The organism is Micromonospora inaquosa (assembly GCF_003857055.1).
In the GTDB taxonomy this organism is placed as follows: domain Bacteria; phylum Actinomycetota; class Actinomycetes; order Mycobacteriales; family Micromonosporaceae; genus Micromonospora; species Micromonospora inaquosa.
On the sequence record NZ_QGSZ01000386.1, the window covers coordinates 1 to 12,431 of the forward strand.

12 protein-coding genes and 2 tRNA genes are annotated in these 12,431 nt (G+C 68.3%); 7 read left to right on the forward strand and 7 right to left on the reverse strand.

The genetic code is table 11. The annotated features are described in order from the left end of the window. Positions 1-96: 96 nt before the first annotated feature. Together DLJ59_RS34515 and DLJ59_RS34520 are read left to right on the forward strand one after the other, a co-directional pair. A complete protein-coding gene (locus DLJ59_RS34515) occupies positions 97-417 on the forward strand; it encodes an integrase core domain-containing protein (RefSeq protein ID WP_124778301.1) in 321 nt (106 codons plus the stop codon). 25 nt (positions 418-442) lie between these two features. After that, entirely contained in the window at positions 443-1,903 is a 1,461-nt protein-coding gene (locus DLJ59_RS34520; RefSeq protein WP_244236384.1) for a serine/threonine-protein kinase, read from the forward strand. A 356-nt stretch (positions 1,904-2,259) separates the two neighbouring features. On the opposite strand, the gene DLJ59_RS34525 is transcribed toward DLJ59_RS34520, so the two are convergent. After that, complete coding sequence (locus DLJ59_RS34525; protein WP_124778303.1) at positions 2,260-2,856, reverse strand: helix-turn-helix domain-containing protein; 597 nt, start codon at positions 2,854-2,856, stop codon at positions 2,260-2,262. An 89-nt stretch (positions 2,857-2,945) separates the two neighbouring features. Between DLJ59_RS34525 and DLJ59_RS34530 the strand changes: the two genes are divergently transcribed. From DLJ59_RS34530 to DLJ59_RS34545, 4 genes are all read left to right on the forward strand, one after another. After that, positions 2,946-3,158 (forward strand): helix-turn-helix domain-containing protein, encoded by a 213-nt coding sequence (locus DLJ59_RS34530; RefSeq protein ID WP_124778304.1) that lies wholly within the window; start codon positions 2,946-2,948, stop codon positions 3,156-3,158. A 42-nt stretch (positions 3,159-3,200) separates the two neighbouring features. Next, the gene (locus DLJ59_RS34535) at positions 3,201-3,887 is read left to right on the forward strand and encodes a DUF3800 domain-containing protein (protein ID WP_124778305.1); all 687 of its coding nucleotides are present in this window, start codon (positions 3,201-3,203) and stop codon (positions 3,885-3,887) included. Between the two features lie 145 nt (positions 3,888-4,032). Continuing rightward, positions 4,033-4,254, forward strand: a complete 222-nt coding sequence (locus DLJ59_RS34540; protein ID WP_124778306.1) for a helix-turn-helix domain-containing protein — start codon at positions 4,033-4,035, stop codon at positions 4,252-4,254. A 513-nt stretch (positions 4,255-4,767) separates the two neighbouring features. Then, positions 4,768-6,135, forward strand: coding sequence for a tyrosine-type recombinase/integrase (locus DLJ59_RS34545; protein WP_244236386.1), 1,368 nt, complete (start codon positions 4,768-4,770; stop codon positions 6,133-6,135). Here the strand turns inward: DLJ59_RS34545 and DLJ59_RS34550 are convergent. From DLJ59_RS34550 to DLJ59_RS34565, 4 genes are all read right to left on the reverse strand, one after another. After that, a tRNA-Ile gene (locus DLJ59_RS34550) sits at positions 6,136-6,212 on the reverse strand. It abuts the gene before it with no gap. A gap of 121 nt (positions 6,213-6,333) precedes the next feature. Further along, positions 6,334-7,572, reverse strand: a complete 1,239-nt coding sequence (locus DLJ59_RS34555; RefSeq protein ID WP_124778308.1) for an FAD-dependent oxidoreductase — start codon at positions 7,570-7,572, stop codon at positions 6,334-6,336. Next, entirely contained in the window at positions 7,562-9,679 is a 2,118-nt protein-coding gene (locus DLJ59_RS34560) for an MMPL family transporter (RefSeq protein ID WP_124778309.1), read from the reverse strand. Before DLJ59_RS34560 ends, DLJ59_RS34555 begins: the two co-directional genes overlap by 11 nt. A 156-nt stretch (positions 9,680-9,835) precedes the next feature. Then, positions 9,836-9,908: transfer RNA gene (locus tag DLJ59_RS34565), tRNA-Asn, on the reverse strand. A gap of 262 nt (positions 9,909-10,170) precedes the next feature. On the opposite strand from DLJ59_RS34565, the gene DLJ59_RS34570 reads away from it, so the two are divergent. Continuing rightward, complete coding sequence (locus DLJ59_RS34570) at positions 10,171-10,578, forward strand: hypothetical protein (RefSeq protein ID WP_124778310.1); 408 nt, start codon at positions 10,171-10,173, stop codon at positions 10,576-10,578. Between the two features lie 64 nt (positions 10,579-10,642). Here the strand turns inward: DLJ59_RS34570 and DLJ59_RS34575 are convergent, their stop codons facing one another. Together DLJ59_RS34575 and DLJ59_RS34580 are read right to left on the reverse strand one after the other, a co-directional pair. Beyond that, positions 10,643-11,650, reverse strand: a complete 1,008-nt coding sequence (locus DLJ59_RS34575; RefSeq protein WP_124778311.1) for a sugar phosphate isomerase/epimerase family protein — start codon at positions 11,648-11,650, stop codon at positions 10,643-10,645. 212 nt (positions 11,651-11,862) lie between these two features. Further along, positions 11,863-12,366 (reverse strand): sensor histidine kinase, encoded by a 504-nt coding sequence (locus DLJ59_RS34580; protein WP_124778312.1) that lies wholly within the window; start codon positions 12,364-12,366, stop codon positions 11,863-11,865. Positions 12,367-12,431: the final 65 nt, after the last annotated feature.

Sequence of the window (12,431 nt, forward strand, 5' to 3'; positions counted from 1 at the left end):
TCGCCCTCGCGGTCAACAACCGGCCCCGCAAGAGCCTTGGCTGGAAGACCCCGGCCGAGGTCTTCGCCGAGCAGTTAAGCTCGCTGGAACAGCCCGGTGTTGCAACGACCGATTGAACTCGCCCAATACTGCTCGGCCGACTTCGCCCGGGCATGCGCCCGCTGGAAGGTACGCCAGTCGATGGGCCGGGTCGGCTCGTGCTTCGACAACGCCGTCGCCGAGGCCACCTTCTCCACCATCAAGGTCGAGTACGTCCACCGTCACCAGTTCCGCACCCGTACCGAGGCCCGGCTGAAGATCGCCACCTGGATCACCGACTTCTACAACCGCCGACGCCGCCATTCCGTCTGCGACGGACGCTCACCGATCGACTACGAACGATCAACCACCCACGTCCTGGAGAACCAGGCCGCCTAACCGAGTCCTCCACGATTCCAGGGGATTGACAGTCGTCGCCTCCCCCGAGCAGGCCGAGGAGTTCGCCAAGCGCTTCCGGCGCGAGGCGCGCGTCACCGCCCGCATCCAACACCACGGCGTCCCCCAGGTGTACGACGCGGTGCTCGACAGCTCCTACGACCGCGTCTACCTCGTCATGGAATACGTCCGCGGCACCTCGCTGCGCGCCTACATCAACCCCCTCCGTCCGTTGCCCGTTGACTGGGCGGTCGCGGTAGCCGCGCAGATCTGCACCGTCCTCTCCCACGCCCACGCCATCCCGGTCGTTCACCGGGATCTGAAGCCCGACAACGTCCTCGTGTCCGACGCCGGCGCGGTCAAGGTGCTCGACTTTGGGATCGCCGCCATCCTCCGCACCGATGTCACCCGTCTCACCGTGACCGGCAGCGTCATTGGCACGCACCACTACATGCCTCCGGAACAGATCCAGGGCGCGCAGATCACCCCACAGAGCGATCTGTACGCCCTCGGCTGTGTGCTGCACGAGCTGCTCATCGGCAAAACGGTCTTCGACGGTGGTAACGAGTTCGAGCTGATGCAGCAGCACGTCTACAAAGCGCCAATGCCGCTACGCAAGGTACGCCCGGAAGTACCCGAAGCTCTAGAACAGTTGGTTCTGGCGCTCACTGCCAAGGTTCCCGAGCAGCGTCCCCGGGACGCGTACGACGTCTACGAGCGGTTGCTGCCGTTCCTTCCCGAGCCGGGGCCACTTCATCCAACGGTCGGACTCGGACCGGTCGGCGTACCGGACCCTACGCTCCTGTACCGCCGCCCCAACCCGCCGCGACCGCGGCGGAAGACCTCACCTGAGGCAGGTCCGCACGACCGCCCCATCCCGCCTCAGCCGCCGGCGGACGCGGTGCCGGCCACGGACCTACGGGGAGCGATCAACGGAGCGGTGTCGCACTCCAACGACCTGCTCGCTGATGAGCGCTACGCCCAAGCGGCGGAAGCGCTGCAGCAGGTCATCGAACCCGCGGCAGCCGCACTTGGCGTCGAGAACTCTCGTGTCCTTGCCCTGCGCCAGCGCCGAGCGGCCATCCTCGTCATCGGTGGCGACTTCCGTCAGGCTTTGCCGGAGTTCGATGCGCTGTATTCGGCCTTCGCGCGCACCGGAGGGCCGACCGGTGACGATGCGCTGGCTTGCCTCCGGCAGGCGGCGCACTGCCGGGCGGAGCTGGGCCAGGCCACCGCGGCGCTGCGACAATTCCGGCAGGTGCTCACCCACGTTCGGGCCTCAGAGGGTGACGTGTCATCCGACGCATTGGAGCTGCGCCGCAATATCTGCAGGCTGCTGCTCTCCGAGGGCAACGTCGAGCAGGCGTTGGCCGAGTTGGTACCGCTGCACGAGGATCTCTGTCTGGTCTACGGGCCGGACCACGAGGAGACCCAGGAAATCGCCGATGTTCTCACCCGGTTGCGGCTCGCTGGCGGTGGAGCCAGTTAGGTGTGGCGGCTGGCCAGGGTGGCAGAAGCTTCAGATCGAGTGCCGGGACGACTGGCTGGGCACGAAGTGGCGCGCAGTCAAGAGCTGGTCCGCGGGTTCGGAACCGGGCGTCTGCGTGCTCAGCTTCGAGCCGGTGGACATTTAAGGATCTTTTGGAGCCGACTTGCGGCGACCCGACAGGGTCGGGTGGGCATTATCAGCGGCACATCGATAAGGCCCTCGGGTTAGGCCTGGGCCTACCCGATCAAGGGTGCATACCTTCGCAGCAGCGCGGACCTGTCCCGCGCTTGCGGAACGGCAGGTCCGCCACGCTTACCCCGCCGTCGCTATGCTTCCGCCCCGCCCGCGCCGCGTAGCTACCCCAGCCGGTTCAGGAACTCGTCGATTTTTGCCGCGAGCTCGGCTGGTTCCGTGCCGGAGACGACAGCCTCACGGATCTCACCCAGCACGCCTCGGACCTGTTGGCGGGTTTTGCGCCGGATCTCCTCGCTGTCGGCGAAGAACGCGTCGAAGGCCACCTGAGCCTTCGACAGGAACTCCTCGCGGAGCTCCGGCGCTACCGACTGATCGTCGTCGTTGAGCAGCTTGGCCGCCGCGCGATAGCGGGCCTCGTCGACCCCGTCGAGGGGTTCCTGGCCGAGGACCCAACGGCGGAACCGGCCAGGGTCCACCGTAACGCCGGGGGCGACCTGCACCTGGCCGCCTTCGGCCATCAGCAGCGCTGCGGGCGGCACATCCAGGATGTAGGCGAAGCGGATCAGCTCGTCGACAGTTGGCTCGGTCTGGCGCCGCCCTGCCTCGATGTTCATCAACACCGTCGCGGACATCGTCGGGTCGCCGAACATCTCGGCCGCCTCAGTCGCGTTCAGCTTCCGTCGGCGCCGCACCTCGCGCAGCCGGCGTCGGACGATCTCACCCGGCATTGCATCCGCTGCAGCCTCGGAACTTGTCATGTTCGTAAGTTTTACTCGCTCACTTGACAACTAGCAAGTCGTTGATCAAAGGTTGCTTGCCGTCAGAACAACTTTACGAAAGCGAAGTTATGGATTCGGTAAGCGACTTCGAGGCAGTGGACCGCCGGACGAGGCTGTGGAGCCATCAGGAGGCGGCCACCTACCTCGGCATCACCCAGCAAACCCTGCACTTCATCAACCACAAGGGCAGGGGACCGAAGTCGTACAAGGTCGGGCGGTACCGACGCTATCGCCAACGCGACATCGACGACTGGCTAGAGACCCGCCGCATCGGCTCCTAGCAAGCCTCCTCACCCTGAGCCCCTCGTACACGGAGCCCTCTCATGCCAACCACCTGCAACTTCGCCCTCTTCTACGTCGACGACTCCGGCAGCGAAGCCAGCGGCTACACGTCGTACAGCTGGATAGCGGTCGACCCAGCTCGTTGGAGCGAGGCGGACAAGCGGTGGCTCGGGTTCCGCTCCCAGACCTATCGCCGTCACGGAATCCCAGCCTCAGTGCGGCTCCACGCGACTGACCTTGCCGGCGGTCGCGGTCGCCCGTCGATGGATCCGATGTGGAAGCGAAGCGACGGGCTCGTGGTCATCCGCGAAGGCCTGCGGGCCATAGCCGCCCTACCAGGCATTGGAGTCGGAACCGTCTACCGGCGAACGAGTGCCCGGGGTAGCAGCTTCCACAACAACAAGCTGGACCTCTACGGACGCCTGGTGGAGATCCTTAACCGGGACCTCGACGTACGCGACAGCTTCGGGATGATCGTCATGGACGGCGATGGCAGCAACCTTGCCTACGCCCGCAGCCATCGCGCGCTCACCACTGGTGGCAGGCGGCTGATCGAGGACCCGTACTTCCGGCACGCGAGCGTCAGTCAGTGGGTCCAGATCGCCGACTTCGCCGCGTGGAGCGCCTACCACTCGCTTCGCCCGACGAACCGGCGAACGACACCGTCAACGTGGTACGCCGACATTCTCGGTCACCTGGATGTCAACGGTGGACCGGTCGAGGCATGACCAGCGGTGCATCAAGCACAGCGCGGGCGTCGGACGATGCGTCATTGAATACGCCCGCAACCCCATCCGCACCTGCTGGACCTTCGCCTCCCGCGCAGCCGCCCCGCAGACCGCATGAGCGTTGAAACCCCTCAGGAGACATGCAATGAACAGCACCATTGAGAACCCATGGACCGTCGAAGCGGTCCGCGCTCTTGGCCTGACGACGGATGTGGAAACAGCCGGAGCGATCCTCGGTATCGGGCGGAGCAAGGCGTACGCCCTCGCGAAGCGCGGACAGTTCCCGGCGCGGCTGCTCCGCGTCGGACGAAGCTACGTCGTACCCGTACCGGGCATCCTCGAACTACTCGGCGTCCCGGTCGTCTGACCTCAGCATCCACGGGGGTGCATGCCGTCCGGAAAGCACGTCATCGACCAGGAGAGCAACGATTCCCGAAGCGCTGAGATCAGGCCGCATCCCCACAAGGCGGTCGAGCTCACCGCGGGTAAGCCTGATCTTGACCTGTTGCTCGCGCCTTTCCTCGCCAGGGAGCGCCGGCAATCCCTGAGCGGCCTCGACTGCTCGACGTCGTCGCATAGCTCGCCTTCCATAGACCATCCGAGGGAAGCGGTACCATTATAGGTACCACTTCCCTCGCTCTCTTAAGGAGGAACCTTGAGAGGATCAGTATTCCGTCGCTGTGCCTGTCGGGATCCGGAGACCGGCAAGCAGTACGGGCAATCCTGCCCGAAGCTCGGCCAGCGCCGACACGGCACCTGGGGCGTCCGTCAGGAGTTGCCGCCAGACGCCGCCGGCTGCCGGCGAACCCTCCGCCGGTCCGGCTTCGCGTCAGCCACACAGGCTCAAACGGAATTGGATGCGATTCGGGCCCTGTTGGCCGTGCCCGAGGCCGACGATCTTGACGGTCGCCAGCGGATGGGCGACCTACTAGAAAGCGTTGCCTCCGAGCGGGGACCGCTGCCAGACCTGGATGAGACGCGTCGCAAATTCCGCAGCGGCCAGTCGTTGACCGTCCGCATCACCGTCGGTGAGTGGCTCGACACGTGGCTTGCTGGCCGGAAGATTCGGCGCAATACCGTCGAACGGTATGGACGGGATATCCGGATCCATCTCAAGCCGCGCATCGGTAACGTCCGCCTTGACCGGCTACGCGTGTCTCACCTGACCGAGATGTTCAACGCGATCGTCGAGCGGAACATCGAGATCGAGGAAGCGAACGCCCTACGGCGGGCCGCGACCGAGGAGCTGAGGACGCTTACGGGACGTGAGCGTCGCCGCGCGGCTCGTGACGCCATCGCAGAGATGCCACCGTTCCGCCGCACTACTGGGCCCTCGACGCGACGGCACATCAAGGCAACGCTGCGAGCCGCCCTGAACGACGCCATCACGCAGGAGCTGATCGCCTTCAACCCGGCCGCCCACGTGGAACTCGACCCGGTTCGCCGGCCGAAGGCGCTCGTCTGGACGGACGAGCGCGTCGCACGTTGGCGGGCTACCGGCGAACGGCCGTCCCCGGTGATGGTGTGGACCCCTGCGCAGACGGGCTCGTTCCTCGACTTCATCGCTGACGACGAGCTGTACGCGCTCTTCCACCTGATCACATTCCGCGGCCTGCGCAGGGGCGAGTCGTGCGGCCTACGACCGGAAGACCTGGATTTCAAGGGCAGGACCCTCACCGTTGCCACGCAACTCGTCGAGATCCGCGGGGAGATCGAGGAGAGCGAGCCCAAGAGCGAGGCGGGCAACCGCATCGTCGCCCTCGATGCCGCCAGCATCAAAGTGATCAAACGGCACCTCAAGCGACAGCAGAAGGCCCGGGACGAAGCCGGTGGGGCGTGGGTGGAAAGCGGACGCCTCTTCTGCCGTCCGACCGGCGGGTGGATCGAGCCCGACTGGCTGTCCGACCATTTCGATCGGCTGGTACGCAAGGCCGCCTTGCCACCGATCCGCCTTCACGACCTTCGCCACGGCGCTGCCACGATCGCGCTCGCGGCGGGCACCGAGATGAAGGTGGTTCAGGACATGCTGGGCCACTCGTCAATCTCGCTGACGTCCGACACCTACACCTCGGTCCTACCGGAGCTGGCACGCGACGCGGCCGAAGCTGCCGCCCGTCTGGTGCCCCGTCAGGGCGACAAGCGTCCCGCCGGGCTCACCTCGGGCTCACAGCTGCCATCTTCATCGAAGTCGACGAACGAGAAAGATCGCAAGAAGAGAAAGAAGAAGCAGGTCAAAGCCGCTTCCTAATGGTGGGGCGGGCGGGACTCGAACCCGCGACCGAGGGATTATGAGTCCCCTGCTCTAACCGGCTGAGCTACCGCCCCGAACACCGCGCCGGATCTTATCCCGCTCGGCGATCAGCAGCCAGCACCGAGCCGGCCGGTGCCCACGCCTGCACCAGCACGATGGGCTACAGGAATATAACAGCGTGCTCGGGTACGCCTGTCAGCCGGCGCGCAGCTCGTCCAGCACCGCGCCGGCGGCGCGCCAACCGCTGGTGAGAGCGCCCTGGATCGACGGGCTGTCCCGGTGGTCACCGGCCACGAACAGGCCCTCCCCCAACGCCACCGGCTTGCGCAGTTGGCCCTGCGGTGGTGGGGCGGCGGGTAGCGCCTCGGGGATGGCCATGGTGGTGAGGTGCGTCCAGTCGGCGGTGGAGCGACCGTACAGCCGGGTCAACTCGGCCCGGATGGTCGGCTCGGGTGGGGCCGCCGGGCCGACCACCGAGGTGGCGATCAGGTGCCGTCCGGCCGGTGCGTAGGAAGCTGCGGCGTTGCTGAGCACCACGGTGTTGGCGACGATTTCCCGTCGGTCGCCGTCGATCAGCAGGATCGGTTCGGTGAGCGGCGGCTCGGGCGCGCTGTGGTAGTAGGTGGTGTAGCTGTTCATGCGTACCGTCGCCAGGGCCGGCAGCAGCGCGGACGCGGCGGGCGGGTCGACGGCGACCACGACGGCCCGGCAGCGGATGTCGCCGGCCTGGGTGCGGACCCGTCCCGGGGTGACCTCCGCGACCGGGGTGTGCAGGGTGAGCAGGTCGGCGGGCAGTGGTGCGGCGATGGCCAGGGGCAGCGCGGCCATCCCTTCGGCGGGCAGGCCGATCCGGCCGCGGGCGAAGGAGCGCAGGACCATCGCCAGTACGCGGCTGGAGGTGGCCAGTTCCCGGTCGATGAACACACCGGAGAGGAACGGTCGCAGCAACTCCTCGATGATCGTGTCGGAGAGGCCGGCGCGGCGCAGCGCCGTTTCGGTGCTGGTTTCCGGCGCGGCGAGCAGCCGGGACGTGGGCAGGGTGGCGCAGCCGGTGGCGAGCGCGGCGAAGCGCAGCCGGTCGAGCAGGGAGCCGACCCCGGCGAGGGCGGTGCCGGGCCCGCCGGTGGGCTCGCGTAGCGGGTTGACCAGCCGCAGCAGCTTGTCGCCTTTGCGGACCAGCACGCCGGAGGTGAGGTAGCCGAGGTGGAGGCGGTCGGTGTCGAGCAGTGTGCCGAGCCGGGGGTAGGCGGTGTTGAGCACCTGGAAGCCCCGGTCGATGAGGTGACCGTCGACCACGTCGGTGGCGACTCGGCCGCCGAGCCGGCCGGCGGCCTCCACCAGCCGCCAGGGCACGCCGGCGCGGTGCAGCCGGCGGGCGGCGGCGAGGCCGGCCAGGCCGCCGCCGACGATGACCACATCGGTCTCAGCCAGCACCGCGCGCCTCCCGCTCACCGTTCGCCCGGGACATCCGGCCCGGCCACCAGATCTTCGGCCCGATGTCGTACGCGAGTGCGGGCACCAGCAGCGACCGGACGATGATGGTGTCGATCAGTACCCCGATCGCGACCGCGGTACCCAACTCGACGAGCACCACCAGTGGTAGGACGGCGAGGGCGGAGAAGGTCGCGGCGAGCACGATGCCGGCGGAGGTGATCACCCCGCCGGTGACGGCGAGACCGGAGAGCACCCCGGCGCGGGTGCCGCGCTTGACCGACTCTTCGCGGACCCGGCTCATCAGGAAGATGTTGTAGTCGATGCCGAGCGCGACCAGGAAGACGAACGCGAACAGCGGGAACGCCGAGTCCACGCCGGGGAAGTCGAAGACGTGGCGGAACAGCAGCGCGCAGAGGCCGAGGGTCGCGGCGAAGCTGAGCAGCACGGTGGCGATCAGCAGCAGCGGGGCGAGCAGCGCGCGTAGCAGCAGGGCCAGGATGACCGCGATGACCACCAGCACCACCGGAATGATGACGTTCTGGTCGCGTTTCGCGGCGTCCGAGGTGTCCACGTTGATCGCGGTGAAGCCGCCGACCACCGCGTCCGCGTCGGGCACCTGGTGTACGGCCACCCGCAGCTCGCGGATGGTCCGCTCGGCGCCGTCGCTGTCGGGTGGGTCGGTCAGGGTGGCTTCCAGCTGTACCCGCCCGTCGACGACCTTCGGGGCGGCGTTCTCCTCGGGTGGGCCGGTCTGTGGGCCGGCGGTGAGGGGACGGACGTCGGCGATGCCGGGCACGTCCTTGGCCACCTGGGCGACCTGTCGGGCGGTCTGCTCGGTGGTGAAGATGGTGGCCGGGCTGCCGGTGCCGGCCGGGTAGTGCCGGGAGATCACGTCCTGGCCGTCGACCGAGTCGGTGCGCTGGGTGAAGAGGTCGGACTGGCCGAGGGTGGTGGCGCCGAGCTGGGTGAGGCCGAGCGTCAGCAGGGCCAGCACCACGGCGGTGCTCAGCCAGACCGGGCGGGCGTGCCGGGCGACGAAGCCGGCGATGCGAGCCCAGATGCCGTGTTCGGCCCGCGGGTCGGCCTGGTCGGCTCGGGGCTGTCGGGGCCAGAACGCCCACCGTCCGCCGAGCACCAGCAGCGCGGGGAGGAAGGTGAGCATCACCAGCAGGGTGGCGGCGATGCCAATGGCGGCGACGGGGCCGAGTGCCCGGTTGGAGTTGAGGCTGGACAGCAGCAGGCAGAGCAGGCTGACGATGACCGTGCCGCCGGACGCGATGATGGCCGGCGCGGCGCCCTTCCAGGCGGTCTTCATGGCCTGCCAGGGGCGGTCGTGCCGGTGCAGTTCCTCCCGGTAGCGGGCGATCAACAGCAACGCGTAGTCGGTGCCGGCGCCGAAGACCAGCACGGTGAGGATGCCTTGGGCCTGCCCGTTGAGCTTGACCACGTCCGCGTCGGCGAGCAGGTAGACGAAGACCGAGGCGAGGGCGTACGACATGCCGGCGGCGAGCAGCGGGAAGATCCAGAGGACCGGGCTGCGGTAGACGATCAGCAGGATGACCAGCACTACTACCAGGGTGACCAGCAGCAGTGGCCCGTCGATGGCGGAGAAGACCTTGATCAGGTCGGCGAGCAGGCCGGCCGGGCCGGAGACGTCGACGGTGAGGCCGTCCCGGTCGCCGCCGGTGATGTCGCGGAGTTGCTCGACGATCTCGCCGATCTCCTCACCTTCGGCGTCGTCGACCGGTACGACGACCTGGAGCGCCTGGCCGTCCTTGCTCGGGATGGGCGGGGGCAGTGGGGTGACCACGCCGGGGATCTGGGCGAACCGGGCGGCGTCGGCGTTGACCCGTTGCCGGTCGGCGTCGGTGATTCCGGCGGGCCGCTCATAGACGACCAGTGCCGGGATGGTCTGCCGGTCGACGAACTCGCCGGCGAGGTCCTGGGCGCGGGTCGCCTCGGCGTCGGTGGGCAGGAAGGCCGCGTTGTCGTTGGTGGCGACCTCGCTCAGGCGCCCCGCGTAGGGGCCGGCCACGCCGCCGATCACCAACCAGACCAGCACGACCGCCACCGCGATCAGGGTGGCCTTGCCGCCTCGTCCGGACATCCGCACTCACCCCAAGGATCGACGCATCAATCGACGCAGCGGGAGCCTCAGTCGACATCGACCATCCTGCCGGGCAAGCAGGTCAAGGGTGGGTGAAACCGGGTCACACACACACGAAAACGCCCGCCAGCCGGTGGCTGACGGGCGGTGGGAAAGCTCCCCCGATTGGACTCGAACCAATAACCTGCCGGTTAACAGCCGGCTGCTCTGCCAATTGAGCTACAGGGGATCGTGCTCCGCGCGACTTCGGATCTCCCCGACGCCGTGCGACGGGACAAGAGTACAGGACATCCCCCGGTGACGGTCCAGTGGGTTCCCTCCCCGTCGTCGCATTGACAATCGGGGTAAATCGCCATCCCGGCACAAGCATGCTTGAGCGGAGAGCAGGATGGGTAGTTAGCTGCGGACAGAGGACGCAGGCGCGAACAGGTCGCCTTCCGACGAGGCAACTCGCCGGGGGTGACGGCGCGTCAGGTACGGAAGGAGCCGCCATGCGCGGAAAGATCATGTTTCTTGGCGGGCTGGCTGCGGGATTCGTCCTGGGCGCCCGTGCCGGCCGGGAAAAGTACGAAGAGCTCGTGGTCCGGGGCCGCAAGGTGCTCGACCACCCGACCGTCCAGGAGGCGGCCGGGGTCGCGCAGGCCCAGGCCAACAAGCTCTACAGCGAGGGCAAGGACAAGCTCGGCCAGACCAAACTGGGCGAGAAGCTGGGCACCGGCAACGGCAGCACCGGCAAGCAGGAGCTGACCGCCGCCGACGACGCGTTCGCCGGCACGCCCGCCACCGTGGGCGCCAAGTCGGGCAGCAGCACGGTCGGCACGACCTCCGGGTCGCCGTCGTCCACCAACAACCCCCGCACCAAGCCGTCCGGCTCGGGCACGAACGCCAGCACGCTCTGACCAAACGCACGTACACGGGCCGGTCGCCGCAGGGCGACCGGCCCGTGGTCTGTCCGACGTGCGGTCAGTCCTTGCTGCTGAACGCCGCGTCGAAGGCGGCGCTCGGTGCGTCGAAGGCGAGCCGGCGGACGAACTGCAACGCCTCCGGGGCGCCAACCAGCCGGTCCATCCCCGCGTCTTCCCACTCCACCGAGATCGGGCCGGTGTAGCCGATCGCGTTCAACGCGCGGAAGCAGTCCTCCCAGGGCACGTCGCCGTGGCCGGTGGAGACAAAGTCCCACCCGCGACGCAGGTCGGCCCAGGGCAGGTGCGAGGCGAGCCGGCCACGCCGGCCATCGCCGGTACGCACCTTCGCGTCCTTGCAGTCCACGTGGTAGATCCGGTCGGCGAAGTCGAAGATGAAGTTCACCGGGTCCAGCTCCTGCCAGACGAAGTGCGACGGGTCCCAGTTCAGCCCGAACGCGGGCCGGTTACCGATCGCCTCCAGCGTCCGCTTCGTCGTCCAGTAGTCGTACGCGATCTCACTCGGGTGCACCTCGTGCGCGAACCGCACCCCCACCTCGTCGAAAACGTCGAGGATGGGGTTCCACCGGTCGGCGAAGTCCTGGTAGCCGCGCTCGATCATCGCCGGCGGCACCGGCGGGAACATCGCCAGGGTGTGCCAGATCGACGAACCGGTGAAGCCGACGACAGTCTTCACGCCGAGCTTCGCCGCCGCCCGCGCGGTGTCCTTGATCTCCTCGGCGGCCCGCTGGCGGACCCCCTCGGGCTCCCCGTCGCCCCAGATGCGGCCGGGCAGGATGTCCTGGTGCCGCTCGTCGATCGGGTGGTCACAGACCGCCTGACCAACGAGGTGGTTGGAGATCGTGAAGACCTCAAGGTTGTGCTTCGCGAGAGTCTCTTTCTTACGCTCGACGTACGAGTCGTCGGCGAGCGCCTTGTCGACCTCGAAGTGGTCGCCCCAGCAGGCGATCTCCAGACCGTCGTAGCCCCACTCGGAGGCGAGCCGGCAGACCTCCTCGAACGGAAGGTCGGCCCACTGGCCGGTGAAGAGCGTGATGGGTCGCGCCATTGTCCTTCTCCCCTGTTGTGATGGGGATTCCATGTGCGGACCGGGGCGAGGGGGTGACCGGACGTACGCGGCGTCGGGCCGTCACCGGTGGGTGCGGAGCACACCTGAGCCCGGCGGGTTGCGCCTCCCACCGGGTCACCGGCCACCAGCACGGTCGCCGACCCCACCCTATTTCCGCACCACCCCATCGGGGAAGCCCCGAGGTCGGCCGATCATTCGACCATTTCCTCGGGCGCGGGCAGGACAGCCCGTACGGTGAAGCCGCCACCGGCACGCGGGCCGGCCGAGAACGTGCCGCCGAGTCGCTCGGCGCGCCTGCGTACCCCGGGCAGACCTCGCCCGGCGGCCTGGGTGCCGCCGCCTGCCGGAGCGGGACCGGCACCCTCGTCGCGGACCTCGATTGTGATGCCCGCGGCGTCGTAGCGCAGGCGGACTCCGACCGGAGCGCCCGGCGCGTGCCGGCGGGCGTTGGTCAGCGCCTCCTCGATGATCCGGTACGCCACCACGTCGACCGGACCGGGCAGCGGCCGGGGTTGCCCGGCCATGCTCCAGCGCACCGGTTGGCCGGCGGTGAAGCCCTCCACCAACGCGTCGAGACGGTTCAGACTGGGTGTCGGCTCGGACGGGTCGTCAGGCTCTTCCGCCCGGCCCAGCGCAGCACCCAGCCGGTGCCCCTGTGCCAGCACCATCCCGCGCCACTGCGCGAACAACCCCATGCAGGTCAAGGTACGGCAGCAAGCTGTGCACCAGCCCCCGGCGTCACCGGAATGCCCCCCACCCT